The sequence below is a fragment of the Blastomonas sp. SL216 genome (assembly GCA_026625625.1).
Taxonomy (GTDB): Bacteria; Pseudomonadota; Alphaproteobacteria; order Sphingomonadales; family Sphingomonadaceae; genus Blastomonas.
In genome coordinates, this window is record CP113055.1 from 2,193,371 (window position 1) to 2,216,778 (window position 23,408).

Sequence of the window (23,408 nt, forward strand, 5' to 3'; positions counted from 1 at the left end):
CTTAAACAGTTTTGTCCGGCCAGCCGGTTGTCTCCGGCGGTCTTGGCCCAACCTGCCCCCCGGGCCGAATGCACCGGAAAGCGCCCGAAAAGCGCATGTTACAGGCACAACAGGCAGATATGCGAAAAGCGCGAACGCTCGCCCGGACCGCTTGCGGCGCGTGCGATGTTCACGATGATCGAAACATCTAAGGTCGGGCGGATCGTCCGCCTTCTGTCCTGCTGTTCACCAGCTCAATGGCTCTTTGAACGGCCTGCCCTATAGTCAAATCGCTGGTATCAAGCAAGAGCGCGTCCTCAGCGGGTTTGAGCGGGGCGACCGCCCGGCTGGAATCGCGCGCATCGCGTGCGGCAAGATCCGCTGCGATCTCCTCCAGCGTCACATCCTCGCCGCGCGAGCGCATCTCGTTGAACCGCCGGGCAGCACGCGCAGCGACGCTCGCGGTGACGTAGAGCTTGGCCTCGGCCCCCGGCGCGATCACCGTGCCAATATCGCGTCCATCGAGCACCGCCCCGCCCGGCTGTGCGGCAAAGGCGTGCTGGCGTTCAAGCAACGCAGCACGCACCGCCGGATGGCGCGAGGCGCGGCTGGCGAGGCCGCCTGCCATCTCGCTGCGCAAATGCTCGTCTCCGAGCAGCGCATCATCAAACGCGCATCCGGCCAGCGCCTCGTCGGCATTGTCCGGATCGCCGCCCAGCCGCACCGTCATCACCCCGACGGCGCGATAGAGCAGCCCGGTATCGAGATGCGGCAGGCCGAAATGCGCAGCCAGCGCCTTGGCGATCGTGCCCTTGCCGCTCGCTGTCGGCCCATCCACCGCGATGATCATGGCCGCTTGCCCGCCTCGGCGGCTGCCTGCTGCTGGGCCAGAGCCTTCAGGAAGCCGTGTTCCATCGTGCTGTTGAAGCGCTGCAGCTCTGACGGATCGACAAAGGCGTCCTTTTCCCCCGCCAGCTGCCGCGCGCGCTTGGCGTGCAGGCCGAAGAAAATGTCGTGATTGGCCAGGAACACGTCCGCCTGCATCCCGCGCACCTTGGCGAAGCTGGCGCGGTAATTGTCAGCCATGCCGGGATAGGCGGGCGGCACCAGCGACTGGCCGCCCAGCGAGGCGCTGCAGTGGAGGAACAGCTTGCGTGGGCGACCCGTGGAATCGCGCGCCATCAGGCTCCACGACGTGCACCCCGGCGAGTGGCCAGGGGTCAGATGCGCGGTCAGCGTTACGCCGCCCAGCGTCACCATGGCGCCATCGCCCACCACCTTGTCGACGCGTACCGGCGGAAAAGGCGAATCCTTGCTCGGCCCATGGTCGACACGGCCGGCTTCCAGATAGGGCTTGTCCGCAGCACTCGCGACCATCACCGCGCCGCTGGCCCGCTGCAACCCTGCCAGGCCTGCCGCATGATCATAATGGCCATGCGTGTTGAGCAGATATTTGATGTCTGCAGGATCAAAGCCGAACGCGCGGATATTCTCCAGAATCTGCGGTACCGATTGCGCCAGCGCGCCATCGATCAGCACATGGCCATCGGGCGTGGTGATCAGGAACACGCCGAGCCCATAGGTTCCGACATAATGCACATTGTCGATGATCGTGAACGGGGCCAGCCGGTCGTTCCAGCGCATGGCGATGCCGGTTTCGTCGATGGGCCCGCGTTCCGCCGCAGCGATATCCGCATCGCTGGCGAGGCGCGGCGCCGGGGTGGTGGTAGAGGCGCAGGCGCTCAAGCCGAGCGCTGCTGCAAGGCTGATGACCAGTTTCATGACGGTTTCCCTTCGCGCCGTTCGCGCAGCGCCTTGACGATGCCCAGAAAGGCAATCAACCCCCAGGCGGTTTCCAGGATCACTGCGGCCAGGTTGAAATGCACCGAAAGCGAGATCAGCAGCAATATCGCGCCTGCCAGGTTGATCGCATTGAACAGCAGCTTGTCCATCTGCTCCACCCGGTTGGCATAGATGAAACCGCCCATGAACAGCACGCTGCCGATGATGCCGATGATATTGGCGGCAAGCGGGCTCATGCCGCCGGCCGCGCCTGATCCAGCAGCGCCAGGAAATCGGGGAAGCTGGTGGCGATCGGGCGGGTATCGTCCACCTCCACGCCGCGTTCGCTGACAAGGCCCGCCACCGCAAAGCTCATCGCGATGCGATGATCGAGCAGCGTCGCGACCGGGCCGCCGCCGGGCAGCAGCGCGCCGCCGCTGCCGGTGATGACCAGGCCATCCTCCTGTTCCTCGACCGCCACGCCAATCGCTTCGAGCCCGCGCGCCATCGTCGCCAGCCGATCCGATTCCTTGACGCGCAGCTCGTCGAGCCCGGTGGTCACCGTGGTGCCGTGCGCCATGGCAGCGGCGATGAAGAACACCGGAAATTCATCGACCATGCTGGGCACGATCGCCGGATCGACGGCGATGCCCTGAAGCGTGCTGGCCCGCACGCGCAGGTCCGCCACCGGCTCGCCGCCGACCGTGCGCGCGTTGAGCCGCTCGATCTGCCCGCCCATCTGCTCCAGCACCGTGATGAGGCCGGTGCGGGTCACGTTCATGCCGACATTCTCGATGATCAGGTCCGATCCCGGCACGATCAATGCCGCAACGATGAAGAACGCGGCGGAGGACGGATCGCCCGGCACGACAATGTCCTGCGCCTTGAGGTCGCACGGACCGGTGACCGATATGTGCCGCACGCCATCGGCATCGGTCGCCACCGTCAGCGGCGCGCCGAATCCGGCCAGCATCTTCTCGCTATGGTCGCGGGTCGCCACCGGTTCGATCACCGTGGTTGTGCCCGGCGTGTTGAGCGCCGCGAGCAGGATCGCCGATTTCACCTGCGCCGATGCGACGGGCAGCCGGTAGGTGATCGGCACCGCAGGTTGCAGCCCGCGCACCATCAGCGGCAGCGTGCCGCCGGGGCTGGCGTTGAATTCTGCCCCCATTTCGCTCAATGGATCGATAACCCGCGCCATCGGACGGCGGCTCAGCGAGGCATCGCCAGTGAACATCGCGGTGATCGGGTGGCTGGCGACCAGCCCCATCAGCAGCCGGGTCGAGGTGCCGCTATTGCCCATGTCGAGTGCCTGGGCCGGTTGCATCAACCCGCCGACCCCCACGCCATGGACGGTCCAGACGCCATCATCGCCCTGCTCGATCTGTGCCCCCATGGCCCGCATCGCCGCAGCGGTAGCCAGAACATCCTCGCCCTCCAGCAGGCCGGAGATGCGGCTGGTCCCGACGCACAGCGCAGAGAGCATCAGCGCGCGGTGCGATATCGACTTGTCGCCGGGCACACGGATGGCGCCCTTCAGCGCGGAACCTGCGGAAAAGCGGCGCGGGCGCGCGGCCTCGTCAGCGTCATGGGCCATGATGTTCAGTGCATATCCGTTTGGGCAAGGCTGCCGGGGGTAAAAGCGACGCAGCTTTTGACAGCGGCACAAAGCTATGGCAAGGCGCACGCCAATTTTCCCGCTGGCTGCGCCGATGCGGCCTTGCGGGAATGTGCATCCTTCTCCACATCGATCAACCGATTGTATCGAAAACCGAGGCATTATTCATGATCAAGCCTGAATGGGGCGCCAAGCACAGCTGCCCGAAATGCGGCACCCGCTTTTACGACCTTGGCAAGGACGACCCCGTATCCTGCATCAACTGCGGCAACAGCTGGACGCCCGAGCCGGTGCTGAAGTCGAAGCAGCCGCTGCCCTTCGAGGAAGAGAAGAAGAAGGTCATCGAGAAGGAGGACGTCGATCTGGCCGATGAGGATCTGGACATCGACGAGGACGGCGATTCGCCGGACAACGATGTCGATCTGGGTGGCGACGACGATCTGGGCGTCGCTGCGGCGGACGACGACGACGAGGAAAGCTGAGGCTTTCGGTCGGACTCACGAAATATCGGCAAGGGGCAAAATTGCCCCTTGCCACCTTCGGATCGCTCGACTAAAGGGCGGTCCTTCCCGACGCCGGGGGCCAAATTCCGGCGAAAAATGGGGCCTTAGCTCAGCTGGGAGAGCGCTACACTGGCAGTGTAGAGGTCAGCGGTTCGATCCCGCTAGGCTCCACCATTTTTCCTTGCATCGCTGCACCACTTCAGACCTTCGCTGACATGCGCCAGCGGCGACGATCGCCATGGCGTATTTCCGGTCTGCAGGCTGCGTTTCTCCCCTCCACGGCCAAAGCAAAAAAAGGCTTGCGCCTCTGCGGCCCAGCGGGCGACCAGTCTGGATCACCTGAAACATCAGGCCTGCCAGCCAGAATCATCCGGAACCATTTCGACGTTTTTCAGTAAAGCTGAATAACGACACCAAAACGATTCCTATCAAGATCAATGGATCGTTGAATTCATCAGCGTCTGGCGAATTCGGTTCTCAGCCTTGCCAAGTTTCTTTGCGTGCAAGTAAGCCCATCGATATTTCGTGAAAGCCTCATTGCATGGACTGAGCGAAATGAAGATTTCCACTCTAGTGACAAGCCTTTTGTTGGCGGCTTGCTGGCCTGCCCCGTCTGCCTCTGCACAGCAGGTCATAGCAGCAGGGCAGCTCGACCTTGCGGGCTATCAGGCGACCTGCGGGTCGGCCCGGACCGTGGTGTTGCCGATGGCAGACATCGCTGCCACCCGGGGAGGCACGATCTATCTCAACTCCGCCCTTATGGCGAGGCCCCGTGCCGAACAGCTGTTCTGGTACACGCATGAATGCGCCCATCTCATTTTTGGCGGCGGCGAGATGCGGGCGGACTGCTGGGCGGTGCAACAGGGCCGCCTTCACGGCTGGTTGTCGCCTGAAGATTTTGACGTGCTGGCTGCATCCATGCGGCGGCACCCAGGCGATCGGGCACACCCGCCCGGACCCCAGCGGGTTGCGGCGATGGCGGCCTGCTATGATCGATAGGGCTTGCTTTGCCGCCTGCTATGCTGAGGATGCCCAGGATGACCCATCTGATCATCGCAGGCGCAACAGGGCTCGTCGGTAGCATCACGCTGGCCAAGGCGCTGGCAGACCCGCGAGTGACGCACGTGACCGCGCCGACCCGCAGCGCGCTGACGCCGCATGCCAGGCTGACCAATCCGATCGTCGACTACGAGGCGTTGCCGACCGATGCAGACTGGTGGCGCGCCGATGCGGTGATCTGCGCACTCGGAACGACGCGGGCCAAGGCCGGATCGGATGCGGCCTTTTACCGGGTCGACCATGATTATCCGGTGATGGTGGCCCATGCTGCGCGGGCGCATGGCGCGCAAGCCATGGCGCTCGTCTCCGCAATCGGAGCGGATGCGCGCTCGCGGCTGCTTTACAACCGCACCAAGGGCGAGGTGGAGGCCAGCATCGGCGCACTTGGCTATCCCAGCTATACCATCGTCCGCCCCGGCCTGATCGGCGGCGAACGCCAGGAATTCCGCCCGGCAGAGCGCGTGTCCGACGCCATCCTGCGTGTGCTTGGCCCTGTGCTGCCGCGTCAATGGCGGATCAGCCCGGCGGAAAACATCGCCGCTGCGCTGATCGATGCCGCGCTAGCAGCCAGGCCCGGGCGGCATATCGTCAGCGCCGCCCAGCTCGCCTGACCCTCACTCCTTCGGGACGCCCGCCTTGTCGCGGATCGCCTTGAATTCCGAACCGGCCTTCCACTGCGGCCAGCGGTTTGAATTCGCCAGCTCCGCCCCGATCACGCCGATCAGCTCGATATCCTGCACTGCGCCATCCAGGTTCCAGTCCGGGCCCCATTGGTCGCAGGCCTGGTGATAGCACTGGCCGGTATAGGCATCGATCCACGCCTGACCCGCGGCGCTGCCGCCGACCTTCAAGTTCGATGCACCGGCAATGCCCATCAGCAGCATCACCGGCACCCCGCGCTTGGCGAAGGAGAAATGGTCGGCGCGATAGAACAGCCCGCGTTCGGGCAGGCTCTCGGGCGTCACGGTGCGCCCCTGGGTGGCGGCGACGCGGGCCATGTCGTCTTCCAGCGTGTTCTGCCCCTTGCCGACCAGCACGACATCATTGGCCGCCCCTGCCGTCTGCAGGATGTCGAGCCCCAGATTGGCGACGGTCCGCTCCATCGGATAGACCGGATTGGCGGCATAATATTCGGAGCCGAGCAGCCCGCGTTCTTCTGCCGTCCACACGCCGAACACCACCGAGCGCGCCGGAGCCGGCCCCGCCTTCATCGCACGCGCAATTTCCAGCATGCCGGCAATGCCCAGCGCATCGTCATTCGCCCCGGCGCGATAGATGCGGCCCTGCGCATCGGGCTTGCCCTCGCCATAGGCATCCCAGTGCGCACCATACATCACGACCTCGTCGGGCCGGGTGCTGCCGGGAATCCTGGCGAGCACATTGTGGCTGGTCACCACCTCGGGCAGAACGGGAATATCCGCGTTCAGCGTCACGCCCTTCAGTTCGACCGGGCGGAAGGACGGCGACCGCGCTGCGACCTCCATCCTGGCAAGATCCAGCCCTGCCGCCGCAAAAAGCCGCGCCGACATGTCGGCAGAGAGCCATCCCTGGAGCTTCAGGCTGGTGAGCTTTTCAGGCGCACGCACGATGTCGTAATTCTCTCCGCCGGGGCTGATCACGACATTCCAGCCATAGCCGACGCCTGCGGCATTGTGGACGATCAGCGCCGCGATCGCGCCCTGCCGCGCGGCTTCCTCGAACTTGTAGGTCCAGCGGCCATAATAGGTCATCGTCCGGTCACCGAACTTGCCTGCTGCAGGTTCGCCCGGCTTGGCGGCGAAATCGGGATCGTTGATCAGGAACACCGCGACCTTGCCCTTGAGGTCCGCGCCCTTGAAATCGTCCCAGCCACGCTCGGCGGCCTTCACGCCATAGCCGACGAACACCAGCGGCGCATCGGCGATGCGCGCGGCATCTTCGGGGCGGATGGTCGAAAGGTAGATATCCTCGGACAGCCTGGCCGCAGCCTCGCCCTTGGGCGTCGCGAAGGCAAGCTGGCGCGGCGTCTGCAACCGGGTGTGCAGCAGCGGCACCTTCTGCAGCCACTGGCCATCGGGTCCGGCGGGCTCCAGCCCCAGCGCTTCGAACCGCGCGATCAGATAGCCCAGCGTCCTGTCCTCGCCGCGCGTGCCAGGCGCCCGCCCCTCGAACATGTCGGAGGCGAGCGTTCGGACGGTCTCGGTCAGCCGATCGGCCTCTACCGCGATGCGCGGCTGAGCCTGGAGCGGAGAGACAAGGGCAGCAGCGGCTGCAGCGACAAGCAGGACATGTTTCAGCATGGCCCGCCTTTAGCGGCGGCAGGTCCTGCGGCGCAAGCGGCGTGGCTCAGGCCGCCTCGGCGGTGTCCAGCGGATCGAGCGCGTCCTGCTCCCACAACTGCTTGGCGCGCTGGACATCGCTGTCGCTCACCTTGCCGATGCGATGCGCGATAAAGTCGATGCCGTCGATCAGCCACAGCGCGAGCTGCGGCTGGGTCAGGCGATAGACGCGGCTCTGGGCAAAGGATTCGATCTCCACCAGCCCCAGCGCGCGGAGCACCGCGAGATGCTGCGACAGCCGGGTCGGCGTGATGTCGAGCGCTGCGGCCATCTCGTTGACCGTCTGGTCGCCCACGCGCAGCTTCTGGATCAGACGAATGCGATCCGGGTGCGAGATCTGGCGCAATACGGTGGCGAGTTCATGGGCAACGATCTTGCGGCTGGGCATGGTTCAAAATTCTCCGTTGGCGGCCACGATCCGCAGGGCGGGCCTAGGCTTGCGTGATGACATGGGGTGCGAGGCTGCGGGGATTGCGCGCCAGCTGGACTTGCGGCGCGATGGCCGGTCTCCGCCCCGGCACAGCTGGTGGATGAATTCGCTGTCGGTCACTTCGGTGACATAGGGCGCGACCGAACCGCGACCCGGGGTGATGATGCCGCAATCCCAGATCTGCGCGGCACCCTGCATCAGGCGCTGCGCGACATGAGTGAGCCCTGCATGCTGTGCGGCCAGCGCCAGCGCCTGCACCAGCAGCGGCGCATTGAGCGGCAGCGCATCATCGGCCTCGTCCAGCACTTCGCCAGTGACCAGCGCCAGACCCCGCCGGTGCCACAGCATCGGCCAAGGGGCCCAGATGCCGGTAATCTCGGCCAGCATCGCAAAGACCAGGCTGCGCAGATCGGGAAGAACGATGATCGCATCCCAGCGTCCGGCGTGCCGGACAAGGTGGCATAGCGCATCCTCGATCGGCAGGATCTCGATCTCCTGCTCGTCGCGCGGCGAGGCCCGGCCGCCGACCAGCATCTGCCGCACCAGGGCGTTGCGACGACGCGCATCGACGATGATGGCAATGCGCTTGCGTCCTTCGGCCGTGGCAGCCTGCAGCATCGCGCGCATGACGGCAGCGCGGGGTACCGGGGCGGCGCAATCCTCGTCCATCGGGCAGGCTGATGGATGCGGCGACATCAGCATCACATCCAGCGTGCTCGCCTTGAGCGGCTTGCCGGTTCCCTGATCGTGAAGGTAGCTCGCCACCCAGTGCGCACGCGGCAGGGCGCTATCGCCCCCCGTCTGGAAAGCCACCGGCGAGATATTCTGCCAGGGCGCGAATACCGGCGCTGCCGTCGCGGTCATGGCGGGTGCGGCCCAGGCAGCGACCTGACGCAGCGCCGACAAGGGCTTTGGCGGCGCTGTACGGATGTCGAGGTCAAGCCATGCGGTGAGCCGCGACAACGCATCCTGCCAGTCGTCAGGGGTCGCATCGACCGCTTCGGCGAACAGAAGTTGCGTTGGCGTGACCACGCTCAGCGCTGGGCGCTGGCTGGCGGTAAGCCCCTGACCGGCTTGAACTGCGGGGAACCGGTCAGGGGCACCGCCCCCGGGGACAACCTGAAAGGAGCGGGTGGGCAGATCAGGCTGTTCAGGGCGTGTTTCCATAAGGCAGACCCTTGGCTGGGGATGGGTGTGGCATTTGGCTAAACCGATTGCCCTGATCTGGAAAATTCAATAAAATGGCCTAAGCGTTCCGATAAAGTGAATTAACATGGGAAAATCGGCCGATGCATCTCAATTTCAAGCACCTGCGCTATTTCCATGCGGTGGCGCATGACGGCAATCTCACCAACGCCGCGCGGCGGCTCAACGTGTCGCAATCGGCGCTGTCCACGCAGATCAAGCTGCTGGAAGAAAGCATGGGACATCAACTGTTTGAACGGCGCGGCCGCAGGCTGGAGCTGACCGAGGCGGGGCGCGTCGCGCTCAACTATGCCGACAGCATGTTCGAGACCGCCAACGAGATGCTGGCGACTTTTGCGGGCGGCAGCGGCAACAGCCGCCGGCACCTGCGCGTCGGCGCCCTGTCCACCCTCTCGCGCAACTTTCAGATGCGTTTCCTGGCGCCGATGGTCGGGCGCGATGACGTGCATATGGTGATCCGATCGGGCTCGCTGCGCGATCTGGTCAAGGCGCTGGAGGCGCACGAACTCGACGTGCTGCTGACCAACCGCCTGCCCTTTCGCGATAGCGGCACCAACTGGGTCGCGCATCTCGTCGACCAGATTCCCGTGAGCCTGATCGGGCCGCAGAAAGTGGATGTCACCCGCACCGCGCTGCGCGAACTGCTGACGACCATGCGGCTGGTCATTCCCGCGCAGGACAGCGGGGTTCGCGCCGATTTCGACCTGCTTGTCGACCGGCTCGGCATCCTGCCCAATATCGTCGCCGAAGCTGATGACATGGCCATGCTGCGCCTGTTGCTGCGCGCCGGAACGGGCATCGGCGTGGTGCCGCCCATCGTGGTGCGCGACGAGATCAACACCGGCATGCTGCACGACATCATGGCCATCCCCGGCCTTACCGAATCCTTCTATGCAATGACCCAGTCGCGGCGCTTTCCGCACCCCCTGGTCGATCAGCTGCTGGAGATCGCCAGAATCGCCTAGTTCTGAATTTCAGATGCTAATCTTGCTTTCATTGAATTTTCCGTATCGATCGCCTCACGCTATCCGAACCCAAACGCTTTGCCCCCGCCGGGGCAGCACGGAGACGGAAAGACGATGGATATCGCCCTGGGCCTTGCAACCGGCATCACCGCATTCAGCGCGCTGGGCCTGATCGCCCTGTTCGCCGGAGACCGCCATGCCCGCCTGACCGGGCTGGCGCTGGAAGCGGGCGTGCTGGCCTGTCTGGGCCTTGCCATCGCCGCGCTTGTCCAGCTGGTGATGACCGGCCCGGTGACGGCAGAGCTTCTCATATGGCAGAGCCTGGGCTTCTCGCTGCGGCTCGATGCGGTCAGCCTGCCGGTGACCATCCTCGTCGCCTTTGTCGGCTGGGTGGTGCTCCGCTATTCGCGCACCTATCTGGGCGACGAGCCTCGCCGCGCCTTTTTCCAGGCCTGGCTGAGCTTCACCTTGGCCAGCGTGCTGCTGTTCGCGCTGGCGGGCAATCTGGTGCAGCTGGTCCTGTTCTGGATCACCACCAGCCTCAGCCTCCACCGTCTGCTGCTGTTCTATCCCGACCGTGCCGCGGCACGCCGCGCCGCGCGCAAGAAGTACCTGACCGCGCGCATCGCCGATATCGTGCTTGTCGCATCGGCAGCATTGCTCTTCGCGATCTACCGCACCGGCGACATCGCGACCATGCTGGACACGGCGTGGGTCGGTGCAGGTCACCCCGCCATTGCCCTGGCGGTGCTGGGCCTCGCGGTCGCTGCGGTTATCAAATCGGCCCAGTTCCCGCTGCACGGCTGGCTGACCGAGGTGATGGAGGCCCCTACCCCGGTCTCTGCGCTGCTCCATGCCGGCGTCATCAATGCCGGCGGCTTCCTGCTCATCCGCTTTGCCGATGTCATGCTGCTATCGCCTGCGGTGATGGCGGGGCTGGTGATGATCGGCGGCTTCACGGCAGTGTTTGGCGGGCTGGTGATGCTTACCCAGCCTGCGGTCAAGACCTCGCTTGCCTGGTCCACCGTGGCGCAGATGGGCTTCATGATCATGCAGTGCGGCCTGGCGCTGTTCCCGCTGGCGATGCTCCACATCATCGCGCACTCGCTCTACAAGGCGCACAGCTTCCTCGCTTCGGGCGGTGCGGTGGAGCGGATCGCGGCACTGCGGCGGCCCGGCCCGGTCGCGATACCCGGCGCCAAGGCTGTCACCGGCGCATTCATCGCCGCGCTCGCCATCTATGTCGCGATCGGCTTTGCCTTCCGCTTTCAGGACAGCTCGCCCCAGTCGATCGCGCTGGGTGCGATCCTGATCTTCGGCGTCGCCTATCTGCTGGCCCAGGGCCTCGCCGGAGCCGCGCCGGTGGCATTGATGCGGCGGATGGTCGCCTATTCGCTGGCGGCGTCGCTCGGCTATTTCACGCTGCATCACGTGGCCGATGCGCTGCTGCTGGGCACGCTGCCCGCAACCCCTGCCCCCGGCCCGCTCGAATGGGTGCTCATCATCCTGGCGGTGGTCAGCTTTGGCCTGGTCGCGATCGCCCAGTCGATGTTCCCGCTCTGGGCCTATCACCCGGCAGCAGCGGGGCTGCGGGTCCACCTGTCCAACGGGCTTTATGCCAATGCGCTGTTCGACCGTCTGCTCGGCGGGTGGACGCTGCGCCGGTCGCGCTGAGCCGCAACCGTTCCAGATTTTCCGAGGAGATTTGCCGTGACGCACGCAACCCTGAACCATCCGGGCAGCCAGACGCCCGACATCGCGACCATCGCCGATCGCGCAGCCCGCGCCATCCCGCCGGTCTGGCCGCTCGCCTCCAGCGTCGCGGTGAACCCCTATCTCGGCCAGGCAGAGCTTGACCTGGCCACCACCGCCGCCTTGCTGGCCCGGGTCAGCGATGCGCCCGCCACCATGGCCCGCAGCTGGTATCGCGAACGGATCGCCAGCGGTGCGATCACCGAGGGCGACCTGGCCGCTGCGCTTGCCGCCTGTGACGCTGCGCCCCGCCCGGGAAGCGTCGGCGAGCTGAAGCTGGCCACCCAGCGCCCGCATGTCCGCAAGGATCCGCTGCCGACCATCGCCGATCTGGCAGCACGCGTGTCCGGCATCGACTGGCCCGCCGTGATCGCCGAGCGGATGGGCAACTGGATCGCTGCGTGGAGCGACGAGGGCCAGGCGCTCTGGGCCGCGCCGCGCGGCAAATGCGCCTATCGCGCCTGGCAGGCGGTCGCGACGCACGACCTGACGCCGGAAATCGCGGGCCTCAAGGGATTTGCGGCCTTTGTCGCCGACGCGCCCGACAGTGCCGACGATGCGCTTGCCGCCAGCGTCAGCCGCCTGATGCTGCCGGCAGAGGCGATGCCCACCTATTTCCATGCGCTGCTGATGACACTGGGCGGCTGGGCGCAGGTCGGCCGCTACCGGCTGTGGCAGGCAGAGCTGGCCGGTCATCGGGACAGCGCGCTGACCGATCTGCTGTGCATCCGCCTGATGTGGGAGGATGCGCTGTTCACCCAGTATCGCCGGCAGATCATGGAAGCCTGGCAGGAGGTGGTCGAGGCGCATGCTGCCCCCGTCCGCCCCGATGCCGACCAGATCATCGATGCCATCCTGCAGGAAGCCGCCGAGCGCGCGGGTCAGCGCTCGATCGGCGAGACGCTCGCCGCAGCGCCGCGCGCTGCCAGCACCACGCCGCCGACGCTGCAGGCCGCATTCTGCATCGATGTCCGCTCCGAGGTGTTCCGGCGCTCGCTCGAGGCGCTGGATCCGGCGATCCAGACCCTGGGCTTTGCAGGGTTCTTCGGCTTGGGCGCATCGCACCGGCGCTTTGCATCGGATGTCGCCGAACATCGGCTGCCGGTGCTGCTCAACCCCAAATTGACGACCTGTTCGGGCGGCCCGGAAATTGCCGAGGACGACCGCTCGGCGCGCTACCGGTCGCGCGCCAAGCGTGCCTGGGGGCGGTTCAAGCTGGCTGCCGTCTCAAGCTTCGCCTTTGTCGAGGCGGCTGGCCCCGTTTATCTCGGCAAGCTGGTCCGCGATACCTTCGCGCTCAAGAAGACTAGCCTGCCGCATGACCCGATGCCGCGCCCGGACCCGGCGCTGAGCCTGCAGGACAAGATCGACGCGGCAACCGCCGTGCTGCGTGCCATGTCGCTGACGCGCGACTTCGCGCCGCTGGTGCTGCTGGTCGGACACGGGGCGAATGTCGTCAACAATCCGCATGCCAGCGGGCTGCATTGCGGCGCGTGCGGCGGTTATTCGGGTGAGGTCAATGCTCGGCTGCTGGCGGCGCTGCTCAACGATCCGGCGGTGCGCGGCGGGCTGGTGGCCAATGGCATCACGGTTCCGACGACCACATTGTTCCTCGCCGGGCTGCACGATACCACCACCGACAGCGTGCTGGTCTATGATGGCGACCATCCTTCGCCCGCCCATGCGGTCGATATCGGCCAGGCCAGGACCTGGCTGGCGAGCGCCGGTCTGGTGGCACGGGGCGAGCGGGCTCTCCGCCTGCCGCGCGCCGACAAGGCCGCCGACATTGCCCGGCGCAGCCGCGACTGGGCGGAAATCCGCCCGGAATGGGCGCTGGCCGGCTGCAAGGCGTTCATCGCCGCGCCGCGCAGCCGCACCAGCGGCAAGAGCCTGGAGGGTCGCGCCTTCCTGCATGACTATGAATGGCAGCAGGACCAGGGCTTTGGCGTGCTGGAGCTGATCATGACCGCGCCGGTGGTCGTCGCCAGCTGGATCAGCCTGCAATATTACGGCTCTTCGGTCGCCCCGGACGTGTTCGGCGGCGGCAACAAGCTGATCCACAACGTCACCGGCGGCATCGGCGTGGTCGAAGGCAATGGCGGCACACTGCGCGCAGGGCTGCCGCTGCAGTCGGTGCATGATGGCAAGGATCTGGTGCACGAACCGCTGCGGCTCAGCATATGCATCGAAGCGCCTGTCGAAGCGATGACCGCGATCCTGGAAAAGCATGCAGGCGTGCGCGCGCTGTTCGACAATCGCTGGCTGCACCTGTTCGCACTGGGCGCCACGGGCGAGCTGGCCTGGCGCTATGTCGGCAATCTGGAATGGGAGCGGGTCGATGGCCTGGGCCAGACGATGATCGAACGCGATCTGGCCGCCTGATAGGTACCCACGGCCCGCCTGGGCCGTCAGCGTCAATCCGTCCCCGTCATTCCGCCAGCAGCGAGGCTGCGGCGGACAGCGCGAGGCCGGACATCAGCAGGCGGCGGAGCGTCAGGCTGGAGGGTATGCCGGCCACCCGCACCGCATCGGCCAGCCCGGCGGCGAGCGCCAGCGTGCCCGAACCGCTGGTTTCCTCCCAGCGCGGGCGCAGCGCTGCTGCCACCGATGCGCTGCGGATCACCAGAATGTCCTGGATGCGCGATCCGGGCCTCGCGCCCAGTTCCTGCTTGTAGCCGCTATCGCCCGCACCCCAGTCGATCAGCCGCACGCCGCGCGCCAGGGCGTGATCGACGGCATGCACGGTGACGATCTGACCGGGGGAAAATTCCGCAAAGCCCTCGTCATAGCTGCTGGCAATTCCGTACGAAATGTCCGCGCAGATGAGATCGAGCGAGAAGGCGATCGGGCGATCCGCGACATAGAGCACGGTAACGGTCAGCTTTTCGGCAAGATCGGGATTGACGATCGCCCGCTGCCAGTGCGCCAGCATCTGCGGGTTGAGGAACTTGGCGCCGCTGCGGTCGGTGCGCCGCCCAACCCAGCTATTCTCCTCGATACGGGCAAGGTCGCTGAAAATCTGGCGCGACCAGTCGGCTCCGTGCACGATGCGCACCGTCACCGGGCCCTGCTCTTCCAGCCGGGCCGCCATGCGCCGCACCTTCTTGCGCCGCGACTTGCTGGGCCAGGCGTCGGGAGAACCGGGTTCCGCCAGGTCCTGAATGAAGCTCTGCCCCATGTCGCGGATCAGCACGTGCCAGCCGGTCGCATCGGCAGCAGCGATCATCAGCTTTGCCAGCCGGTCGTCCTGATAGATCGGCCCCAGGCGCAGCAGCGGCCCCAGCGCGACCTGCGCCACCGGATGTTCGAGCACCGCGCGCATGTCGCCGACGCCGGTGCTGGGATCGATCGCCGCGCTGCGGAACGGCCAGTAGCTTCCGGCCAGCGACCGGGCGCGCAGCCCGGGCGGTCCCAGCTGGCGCATCGGCAATGCCAGGATGGGGCTGCCATCACCGCGCCGGGCGACCAGTGTCGAAATCTGGAGAGGCTCGCCCCGACAGAACCAGCCATCCTGCAGAAAGCCATGGCTCGCTGGCGCAAGCGCGGCCAGCTGATTGACGACAGGCGAAACGCCGTTCACCAGCGCACAATCGATCGTCCCCAGCGCCACGGCATTGGCCCGCATGTCGCGATGATCGATGTGCAGCAAAGCGCTCTCCTGAAAAGGCTTGAGACCCGGCTATCGCATGAAGACGATAAGCGCAGGTTAAACCCGGCCTATGGCCGAAGCAATGGCCGCCGGAGCACAGGCCCCGGCGGCATTGGCTCTTGGGTCAGAATTCCGACCAGTCGTCGTCATCGCCCTTGAGCGCAAGGTTGCCGCTAACCATCGGCATGCGTGCGGCCTTTCTGACGACCGGACGCGCGGAACGATGGGCCACCGGCGCGGCAGCCTGCTGGCCCAGCTGGAACCGGGCGACCTTCTCGGCCAGTTCCTGCGCTTCGCTCGCCAGGCTGCGGGCGGACGCTGCGGTCTCTTCGACCATGGCCGCGTTCTGCTGGGTCATCTTGTCCATGTCGCCCACGGCCGAATTGACCTGGATCATGCTGGCCGACTGGCTTTCTGCCGAGGACGCGATGCGCGTGATGACCTGGCTGACTTCACCCACGCGTTCGACGATGCGCGTCAGCATGGTGCCGGTTTCACCGACCAGCTTGACGCCATTGTCGACATGTTCGGTGCTGTTGCTGATCAGCGACTTGATCTCCTGCGCGGCATCGGCGCAGCGCTGGGCGAGGGCCCGCACTTCATGCGCAACCACCGCAAAGCCCTTGCCCGCATCGCCTGCACGAGCCGCTTCGACCCCCGCATTGAGCGCCAGCAGGTTGGTCTGGAAGGCAATGCCATCGATGACGGTGATGATCTTGCCAATCTCGCTCGACGATTTCTCGATCGAGTCCATAGCCCCCACGGCCTTGCCGACGATCACGCCGCCTTCGGTGGCTTCGGCCTGCATCTTGGCCATTTCGGCATTGACCGAAACCGCGCTGCGGGTGGTTTCCTGCACCATTTCGGTGGCAGCGCGCATCGCTGCGGCAGTCTCTTCGAGCGAGGCCGCCTGTTCCTCGGTACGCGATGCCAGATCGTCGGCACCGGTGCGGATTTCGCCGCTGCCCGACGAGATGACGCTGACGCTGGAGCTGACCGCTAGCAATGTGTCGCGCAGCGCTGCGGTGGCCGCGTTGAAGTCCTGCTCAACCTGCGCATAGTCGGACGGAAGCCCGTCCATCCGTGCGGTCAGGTCCCCTTGGGCCAGGCGCTGCAAGGCGCTGCCCATCTGCCCGAGCACAACCCCACGCACCTTTTCCTCGGCATCGACGAAATAGGTGGAGAGCGCGACATCGATATCGAGCAGCGACACCTTGACCAGCGCCGATACATCGCGGGCGAGCTTGCGACGACCGGGCACGAAGCGCAGAAGGCCGGGCGAGATCATCCCGTGAATCATCTCTTCCAGGATCAGCGCATAGCCGCCGACATACCATTTCGGTTCCAGCCCGATCCGCGCATGCACCTGGCCCACGCCAACGGCGCGCTTCATGTAATCATCGGTGAGGCCGTCACCGAAGATCTTCATCCAGTGGCTATGCTGGGCGTTCTTGGCGTACTGAAGCCGCGAGCTGTCCGAGAAAAAGCCCTTCAGCTCGGGGATGCCCCCGACCTTGCGGTAGAATTTCTCAAGCGCGCGGTTGACGTGGCGACCCAGCGAACGCTTCACCCTGCGGAAGGTGGAGGTGTCTGCACGGTCCAGTTCGTAAAACTCAAGCCTCTCCTGCAATCCGGATTGCATTTCCTTTTCTCCCAAAAAAGGTAAAACAACTCTCAGGAAGGGGCATTAGAATGGACGGGTTAATTAGGTGTTTCCGGCGACAAAAAACCTCAAAATTGGTGGTAAACGCGAATTAACGGTTTCGACCTGACAAACGCGAACCCATTGCAGGGCTTCGCTTCTTTAAACACCTAGCAAAAGATTTCCCGTTACCTTCCGATTCTTGAAGATACGCTAGAAGGCCAGGAGATTGCTCTCCTGGCCTTCGCTTTCGACCCTTTTGGGTATCTGGTTATTCAGCGGCATCCATGGGATCGGCCTTGTCGGGATTGCCATCACCGTCGGTATCCCAAGCATCGGCCTTGCCGTCATTGTTGCGGTCCCAGGCATCCATCGTGCCGTCGCCGTTCGAATCCAGCGTGGCGGGCGGAGCCTTTTCGGCCGTGGCCGGGGCTTCAGCGCCGGGAGCCGGGGTTTCCGATGCCGGTGCTTCGGTCGCCGGGCTGGCCGGGGCTTCCTGCGTGGCGTCCTGCGCCAGGGCCGGGGTTGCGGCGAGCGCGCCAGCGGCGATCAGGGTTCCGATAATCGTGTTCTTCATGGCTTTTACTCCTCGTGAATATTGCGACCCCTTGGTCCGGGGCAGTTGGGGGCCTTGGTTGCTCCGCAGCATCAACGAGGTGAACCGGCCGCTGTTCCGCTGGCCTGATGCCGGTTTACTTGCAGGTCGGTGGGTTCCGGCAAGTTGTCGCAAGCATATTTCGCCACAGCGCACGAAAATTGGCAACGCAGCGCCCAATCGCGCGAATCCAGCGACGAATATCTGCTTCGGTTCGTCGCAAACCGAAAAGAAAAGGGCGCCCCTCCCTGCGGAAGAACGCCCTTTTACTGGCAGCTTCTGTGACAATAGAGCTTAGGCTGCGGCAAACAGCTCCGGCTCGAGCGCCATGATCGCATCCGACCCAGCCTCGATCTTGCGGCGCAGCGCGCCGGCATCGGGCATGATCCGCTCGGCGAAATAGCGCGCGGTCTTCAGCTTGGTTTCGTAGAACACGGCATTGCCGCTGCCTGCTTCCAGCGCAGCGATCGACGCACGCATCATGCGAAGCCACATCAGGCCCAGCGCCACAATGCCCATGATGTGCATATAGCTGTGCGCGCCTGCACCGACATGGTTGGGGTTCATCATGCCGTTCTGCATGAACCACATGGTCGCAGCCTTCAGCTCGCCCACGGCCTTTTCGAGGCGGTTGGCGAAATCGGCGAGGCGCTCATCAGACTTGGCATCGGCGCATTCGCTGTCGATGATGCCGAAGAACGTCTGAACGGCGCGCCCGCCGTTCTGCGCCAGCTTGCGTCCGACCAGGTCCATCGCCTGCACGCCATTGGTGCCTTCATAGATCATGGCGATGCGCGCATCGCGCACATACTGTTCCATGCCCCATTCGGCGATATAGCCATGGCCGCCATAGATCTGCTGCATGTTGGTGGCGATCTCATAGCCCTTGTCGGTGCCATAGCCCTTGATCACCGGGGTCAGCAGGCTGATCAGGTCGTCGGCGGCGACGCGCTCTTCCTCGGTCTGTGCCTTGTGCGTCAGGTCGACCTGCAGGCCGCCCCACAGGATCAGCGCGCGAAGGCCCTCGTTGATCGCCTTGGCTTCCATCAGCATGCGGCGGACATCGGGATGGACGAACAGCGTGTCGGCCTTTTCGCTGGCATCCTGCGCGCCGGTGAGCGCACGGCCCTGGCGGCGGTCGCCGGCATATTGCACCGCGTTCTGGTAAGACACTTCGCCCATCGACAGGCCCTGACCGCCCACGCCCAGGCGCGCGGCGTTCATCATGATGAACATCGCGGCGAGCCCCTTGTTCTCCTCGCCAACCAGATAGCCGGTGGCGCCATCATAGTTCATCACGCAGGTCGAATTGCCGTGAATGCCCATCTTGTGCTCGATCGAGCCGCACGACACCGCGTTGCGCTCACCGAGCGAGCCATCGTCATTGACGAGGAACTTCGGCACGATGAACAGCGAGATGCCCTTGACGCTATCAGGCGCATCGGGAGTCTTGGCCAGCACCAGATGGATGATGTTCTCGGTCAGGTCGTGCTCGCCCGACGAGATGAAGATCTTGGTGCCGGTAATGGCATAGGTACCGCCGGGCTGCGGAACCGCCTTGGTGCGGATGAGGCCCAGGTCCGTACCGCAATGCGGTTCGGTCAGGTTCATCGTACCGCCCCACTTGCCGCTGATCATGTTCGGCGCGTACTTTTCCTTCTGTTCCTGGCTGCCCTTGGCGAGGATCGCGGAGACCGCGCCATGGGTCAGGCCGGGATACATGGCGAACGCCATGTTGCTCGACGACATGAATTCCTCGAACGCGATGCCCACGACGTGCGGCATGCCCTGCCCGCCGAACTCTTCGGGCGCGGCCAGCGTGCCCCAGCCCGCTTCGCAATATTGCTGGTACGCTTCCTTGAAGCCGTCAGGCGTGGTCACCGTGCCGTCGGCATGACGGGTGCAGCCCTGCTGGTCCCCGATCTGATTGAGCGGAAACAGCACTTCCTCGACGAACTTGCCTGCCTCTTCGAGCACGGCGGAAAGCACGTCGGGCGCGGCATTGTCGAAGCCGGGCAGATTGGAATATTTCTCGATTCCCAGCACCTCGTTCAGGATGAACTGGGTATCGCGCACCGGTGCGGTATATTTGGGCATCTTGAGGTCCTCTCAAAAAGTTTCAAGCTGTTGCGGCCAGGCTTGGGGAAGGCCTGGCATTGGGCGTGGTCCATCGCGGCAACCGCCCGGATCGGATTAAGGCCTTTCAGCCCAGGTCGGCACGATCCACCTGCTCGACCATCTTCACGAATTGCGAAAGCTCCTGGATCGCGCTTTCGAGGTCCTTCTTCTGCTTGCGCATCAGGGCTATACGCTCCTTGCAGCGCTGCAGTGTCACGCGGCGCTGTTCGCGCCGTCCGTCGCCGATGTCGTACAGATCGATCATCTCGCGGATTTCGCCCAGGCTGAAACCCACATTCTTGGCGCGCATGATCCAGGCCAGCCGCGCGCGGTCACGCTTGGAATAGACGCGGGTCAGCCCGCGCCGCTCCGGCGCGATCAGTCCCTCGTCCTCGTAGAAGCGCAACGCCCGGGCGGTGACGCCGAATTCGTCCGACAGATCGGAAATGGTGTAGCTGTCCCGGTTTTGCAGATCGGGAGTGTCGATGCGGCCAAGAGTCGAACGGTCGTGCATGCAGTCTGCGCTACATTCCCTTGACGTAAACGTCAAGTAAATTCAGTCGCCGCAAAGTCGCTTGATCGATCGTCCGCTGGCTGCACCCGCCGCGGCATTGCCCGGTTCGACCAGCGCGAACGATGCCCCGGCAAGGCTCGCCCGGTCGCTGCAAATCGCAGAGCATGCCGCCGGCACGCTGCCCGGCAGCGCCAGGGCATTGCCGTCGAATCGGGCGGAAAAGCGGCACCCGGCCACATCATCGCCCTCGCCGCTGCGCGACAGGCTGATCTCGGCCGTCTCGCCGGAAAGGTTGGCACGCCCCGTCGCCTCGCACTGGCTTGATCCGCCAAAGGTCACAAGCACGCCGACTGCATAGCCCTGGTCGCGGGTGCCGCGCGCGCAGAACGCATCCGATCCGGTCGCGCCGGGATCGGCAAAGCTTCCCGCCAGATCGATGGCCTGCGGATCGGCGATCACGCCCGCATCGATCGCGGCGGCGTCCAGCGGGGTCATCGCATCATCATCGCCGCCGGCCTGTGAAACGCTGCACCCGGCAAGCATCAGGCAGGCGAGCAGCGCAAGCCGCATCAGGCGATCCGTTCCAGCGCGCCATCGGCCGCAACCCGGCGATAGAAGCACGAAGGCGCGCCGGTGTGGCAGGTGGGACCGGCGGGCGATGCGATCACCCAGACCGCGTCCTGGTCACAGTCGATGCGCAGTTCGACAAGCTTGAGCACATTGCCCGAGCTTTCGCCCTTTTTCCAAAGGCTGGCGCGCGAACGTGACCAGAAATGCACCTCGCCGGTTTCGGTCGTCAGCCGCAGCGCCTCTTCATTCATATGCGCGACCATCAGCAGCGCACCACTCGCCGCGTCGGTGACGCACGCCGTGATCAGCCCTGCGGCGTCATATTTGGGGTCCAGGTCCAGCCCGGTTTCGCGGATATCGGCCATAAAGCCCGGTTAATCGCACCCAGCGCCCCGTGCAACACGGTTAACGAAAAATGACCTGCGAAATCACCTGTGACAAAAGCAAGACAAACCCCATTTGCGTGCCTATAGGGGTGCCGAACCACCCGGCTGCAACCGAATCGGGCGCGCAACATGATCACCACTCATCCTTTTGACGACGACAAGCTGCGCGAAGAGTGCGGCGTTTTTGGCGTAGCCGGAGCAGTCGATGCTGCTGCCATGGTGGCGCTGGGCCTGCACGCGCTGCAGCACCGCGGCCAGGAGGCCGCCGGTATCAGCAGTTTCGACGGTCGCCATTTCCACAACCACAAGGCGCTGGGCCATGTGGCGGGCAATTTCGACAGCGAAGAAACGATGCGCACGCTCAAGGGCGATTGGGCGATCGGCCATGTCCGCTATGCCACCACCGGCGAGACCGCGCTGCGCAACGTGCAGCCGCTTTATGCCGAACTGTCCTCGGGCGGCTTTGCCATCGCGCATAACGGCAACATCTCCAATGCGATGAAGCTGCGCCACGATCTGGTGCGCACCGGATCGATCTTCCAGTCGACCTCGGACACCGAGACGATCATCCATCTGGTCGCGACCTCGCGCTACCGGACGCTGCTCGACAAGTTCATCGATGCGCTGAAGCAGGTAGAAGGTGCCTATTCGCTGATCTGCCTGACCGATAGCGGCATGATCGCCTGTCGCGATCCGCTGGGCATCCGCCCGCTGGTGATGGGCCGCATCGGTGACACGGTGATCTTCGCCTCCGAGACCGTAGCGCTCGATATCGTCGGCGCGGAGTTCGTGCGCAGCGTCGATCCGGGCGAACTGGTGGTGGTGAGCGGCGGCGAAATCCGATCGCACCGTCCCTTTGCGGACAAGGCGTCGCGGCCCTGCATCTTCGAGCATGTCTATTTCTCGCGCCCCGATTCCATCGTCGATGGATCGTCGGTCTATTCGGTGCGCAAGGCGATCGGCGCGCAGCTGGCGATGGAAAACCCCATCGAGGCAGACCTGGTCGTCCCGGTGCCCGACAGCGGCACGCCTGCGGCGATCGGCTATGCCCAGCAATCGGGTCTGCCGTTCGAGCTGGGCATCATCCGCTCGCATTATGTCGGCCGCACCTTCATCCAGCCGGGTGACGGCGTGCGCCATCTGGGCGTCAAGCTGAAGCACAATGCCAACAAGCCGCTGATCAACGGCAAGCGTCTGGTGCTGATCGATGATTCCATCGTGCGCGGCACCACCTCGCTCAAGATCGTGCAGATGATGCGCGATGCCGGCGCGGCCGAAGTGCATATGCGCATCGCCAGCCCGCCGACGATGCACAGCTGCTTCTATGGCGTCGACACGCCCGAGCGATCGAAACTGCTCGCGGCGCAAAAGTCGATCGAGGAAATGCGCCAGTTCATCCAGGCGGATTCGCTGTCCTTCCTCTCGATCGATGGCCTGTATCGCGCGCTGGGCGAAGCCAATCGCAACGATGACAGCCCGCGCTATTGCGACGCCTGCTTTACCGGCGACTATCCCACCTCGCTCACCGATCTGGCCGAGCGCGACCAGCCCAACCAGCTGACCCTGCTGGCCGAACGGGTCGCCGGCTGAGGATTTCACGACCATGACCGACAAAGTTCTGCAGGGGCAGCTGGCCCTGGTGACCGGCGCGAGCCGTGGCATTGGCGCGGCCACCGCCAGGGCGCTTGCAACCCGCGGCGCGCATGTCATCCTCACCGCCCGCACGGCCAAGGACCTGGAAGGCGTAGAGGACGCGATTTTCGAGGCCGGCGGCACCGCGACCATCGCCCCGCTCGATCTGACCGATGGCGACAGCATCGCGCGGCTCGCAGCGGCCATCAGCGGACGCTGGGAGGCGCTCGACATCCTGGTGCTCAATGCCGCGATGCTGGGCAGCCTGGGTCCGGTTCCGACGATCGACGGCACCGAGCTCAACCGCCTGATGACGCTCAACGTGCTGAGCGCGCAGGCGATGATCGCGCATTTCGATCCGATGCTGCGCAAGAGCAGCGATGCCCGCGTGGTCGCCCTGACCAGCTCGGTCGCCGCCAGCCCCCGCGCCTTCTGGGGCGCCTATGGCGCATCCAAGGCCGCGCTCGAGGTGCTGCTCAGCGCCTATGGCGAGGAAATGCGCAATATCGGCAAGATCCGCACCGCCATCGTCGACCCGGCCCGCACCCGCACCGCGATGCGCGCCAAGGCCTATCCCGGCGAAGACCCGGCGACGGTGAAACTGCCCGAAGTGGTGGGCGAGGCAATTGCGGACCTGGTCTCGAACGCGTTCGAGACAGGGACAAAGGTTGTGCTCGAGGGGTGAACGCG

General features: G+C 65.0%; 21 protein-coding genes and 1 tRNA gene. 8 read left to right on the forward strand and 14 right to left on the reverse strand.

What is annotated here, in order from left to right:
- Window positions 1-187: 187 nt before the first annotated feature.
- From OU999_10340 to aroA, 4 genes are read right to left on the reverse strand one after another with little or no spacing between them, the layout of a single operon-like run.
- The gene (locus tag OU999_10340) at window positions 188-829 is read right to left on the reverse strand and encodes a (d)CMP kinase (protein ID WAC22161.1); all 642 of its coding nucleotides are present in this window, start codon (window positions 827-829) and stop codon (window positions 188-190) included.
- Window positions 826-1,761 carry a subclass B3 metallo-beta-lactamase gene (gene bla / locus OU999_10345; protein ID WAC22162.1) on the reverse strand — a complete coding sequence of 312 codons (936 nt, stop codon included), beginning with the start codon at window positions 1,759-1,761 and terminating at the stop codon, window positions 826-828. The genes OU999_10340 and bla overlap by 4 nt, the downstream gene beginning before the upstream one ends.
- Window positions 1,758-2,018: a hypothetical protein gene (locus tag OU999_10350; protein ID WAC22163.1), complete on the reverse strand. Its 261-nt coding sequence runs from the start codon at window positions 2,016-2,018 to the stop codon at window positions 1,758-1,760. The genes bla and OU999_10350 overlap by 4 nt, the downstream gene beginning before the upstream one ends.
- The gene (gene aroA, locus OU999_10355) at window positions 2,015-3,358 is read right to left on the reverse strand and encodes a 3-phosphoshikimate 1-carboxyvinyltransferase (protein WAC22164.1); all 1,344 of its coding nucleotides are present in this window, start codon (window positions 3,356-3,358) and stop codon (window positions 2,015-2,017) included. Before aroA ends, OU999_10350 begins: the two co-directional genes overlap by 4 nt.
- A 188-nt stretch (window positions 3,359-3,546) precedes the next feature.
- On the opposite strand from aroA, the gene OU999_10360 reads away from it, so the two are divergent.
- The 3 genes from OU999_10360 (at window position 3,547) to OU999_10370 (ending at window position 5,552) form a co-directional block, all read left to right on the forward strand.
- On the forward strand, window positions 3,547-3,861 hold the full coding sequence (locus OU999_10360; GenBank protein WAC22165.1) for a TIGR02300 family protein: 315 nt from the start codon (window positions 3,547-3,549) through the stop codon (window positions 3,859-3,861).
- A 119-nt stretch (window positions 3,862-3,980) separates the two neighbouring features.
- A tRNA-Ala gene (locus OU999_10365) sits at window positions 3,981-4,056 on the forward strand.
- An 863-nt stretch (window positions 4,057-4,919) separates the two neighbouring features.
- Complete coding sequence (locus tag OU999_10370; GenBank protein ID WAC22166.1) at window positions 4,920-5,552, forward strand: NAD(P)H-binding protein; 633 nt, start codon at window positions 4,920-4,922, stop codon at window positions 5,550-5,552.
- Between the two features lie 3 nt (window positions 5,553-5,555).
- Here the strand turns inward: OU999_10370 and OU999_10375 are convergent, their stop codons facing one another.
- Genes OU999_10375 through OU999_10385 form a run of 3 tightly spaced genes read right to left on the reverse strand, consistent with a single transcriptional unit; the run spans window position 5,556 to window position 8,856 of the window.
- On the reverse strand, window positions 5,556-7,220 hold the full coding sequence (locus tag OU999_10375; protein WAC22167.1) for a M20/M25/M40 family metallo-hydrolase: 1,665 nt from the start codon (window positions 7,218-7,220) through the stop codon (window positions 5,556-5,558).
- Between the two features lie 46 nt (window positions 7,221-7,266).
- On the reverse strand, window positions 7,267-7,647 hold the full coding sequence (locus OU999_10380; protein ID WAC22168.1) for a metalloregulator ArsR/SmtB family transcription factor: 381 nt from the start codon (window positions 7,645-7,647) through the stop codon (window positions 7,267-7,269).
- 3 nt (window positions 7,648-7,650) lie between these two features.
- The gene (locus OU999_10385; GenBank protein ID WAC22169.1) at window positions 7,651-8,856 is read right to left on the reverse strand and encodes a hypothetical protein; all 1,206 of its coding nucleotides are present in this window, start codon (window positions 8,854-8,856) and stop codon (window positions 7,651-7,653) included.
- 122 nt (window positions 8,857-8,978) lie between these two features.
- Between OU999_10385 and OU999_10390 the strand changes: the two genes are divergently transcribed.
- The 3 genes from OU999_10390 to OU999_10400 all read left to right on the forward strand — a co-directional run bounded on the left by OU999_10390 (window position 8,979) and on the right by OU999_10400 (window position 13,994).
- The gene (locus tag OU999_10390; protein ID WAC22170.1) at window positions 8,979-9,860 is read left to right on the forward strand and encodes a LysR family transcriptional regulator; all 882 of its coding nucleotides are present in this window, start codon (window positions 8,979-8,981) and stop codon (window positions 9,858-9,860) included.
- A 114-nt stretch (window positions 9,861-9,974) separates the two neighbouring features.
- Window positions 9,975-11,534: a proton-conducting transporter membrane subunit gene (locus OU999_10395; protein WAC22171.1), complete on the forward strand. Its 1,560-nt coding sequence runs from the start codon at window positions 9,975-9,977 to the stop codon at window positions 11,532-11,534.
- A 36-nt stretch (window positions 11,535-11,570) separates the two neighbouring features.
- On the forward strand, window positions 11,571-13,994 hold the full coding sequence (locus tag OU999_10400; GenBank protein WAC22172.1) for a DUF2309 domain-containing protein: 2,424 nt from the start codon (window positions 11,571-11,573) through the stop codon (window positions 13,992-13,994).
- Window positions 13,995-14,040: 46 nt separating this feature from the next.
- Here OU999_10400 and OU999_10405 read toward each other — a convergent pair whose 3' ends face one another.
- The 7 genes from OU999_10405 to hisI all read right to left on the reverse strand — a co-directional run bounded on the left by OU999_10405 (window position 14,041) and on the right by hisI (window position 21,065).
- Window positions 14,041-15,261: a GNAT family N-acetyltransferase gene (locus OU999_10405; GenBank protein WAC22173.1), complete on the reverse strand. Its 1,221-nt coding sequence runs from the start codon at window positions 15,259-15,261 to the stop codon at window positions 14,041-14,043.
- A 124-nt stretch (window positions 15,262-15,385) separates the two neighbouring features.
- On the reverse strand, window positions 15,386-16,903 hold the full coding sequence (locus OU999_10410) for a globin-coupled sensor protein (protein ID WAC22174.1): 1,518 nt from the start codon (window positions 16,901-16,903) through the stop codon (window positions 15,386-15,388).
- A gap of 271 nt (window positions 16,904-17,174) precedes the next feature.
- Complete coding sequence (locus tag OU999_10415; protein ID WAC22175.1) at window positions 17,175-17,480, reverse strand: hypothetical protein; 306 nt, start codon at window positions 17,478-17,480, stop codon at window positions 17,175-17,177.
- Between the two features lie 312 nt (window positions 17,481-17,792).
- The gene (locus OU999_10420) at window positions 17,793-19,595 is read right to left on the reverse strand and encodes an acyl-CoA dehydrogenase C-terminal domain-containing protein (GenBank protein WAC22176.1); all 1,803 of its coding nucleotides are present in this window, start codon (window positions 19,593-19,595) and stop codon (window positions 17,793-17,795) included.
- A gap of 106 nt (window positions 19,596-19,701) precedes the next feature.
- Window positions 19,702-20,130: a MerR family DNA-binding transcriptional regulator gene (locus tag OU999_10425; GenBank protein ID WAC22177.1), complete on the reverse strand. Its 429-nt coding sequence runs from the start codon at window positions 20,128-20,130 to the stop codon at window positions 19,702-19,704.
- Window positions 20,131-20,172: 42 nt separating this feature from the next.
- Window positions 20,173-20,700: a hypothetical protein gene (locus tag OU999_10430; protein ID WAC22178.1), complete on the reverse strand. Its 528-nt coding sequence runs from the start codon at window positions 20,698-20,700 to the stop codon at window positions 20,173-20,175.
- Complete coding sequence (gene hisI / locus OU999_10435) at window positions 20,700-21,065, reverse strand: phosphoribosyl-AMP cyclohydrolase (GenBank protein ID WAC22179.1); 366 nt, start codon at window positions 21,063-21,065, stop codon at window positions 20,700-20,702. The genes OU999_10430 and hisI overlap by 1 nt, the downstream gene beginning before the upstream one ends.
- Window positions 21,066-21,215: 150 nt before the next feature.
- Between hisI and purF the strand changes: the two genes are divergently transcribed.
- Together purF and OU999_10445 are read left to right on the forward strand one after the other, a co-directional pair.
- Window positions 21,216-22,676, forward strand: coding sequence for an amidophosphoribosyltransferase (purF, locus tag OU999_10440; protein WAC22180.1), 1,461 nt, complete (start codon window positions 21,216-21,218; stop codon window positions 22,674-22,676).
- A gap of 13 nt (window positions 22,677-22,689) precedes the next feature.
- Window positions 22,690-23,403 carry an SDR family NAD(P)-dependent oxidoreductase gene (locus OU999_10445; GenBank protein ID WAC22181.1) on the forward strand — a complete coding sequence of 238 codons (714 nt, stop codon included), beginning with the start codon at window positions 22,690-22,692 and terminating at the stop codon, window positions 23,401-23,403.
- Window positions 23,404-23,408: the final 5 nt, after the last annotated feature.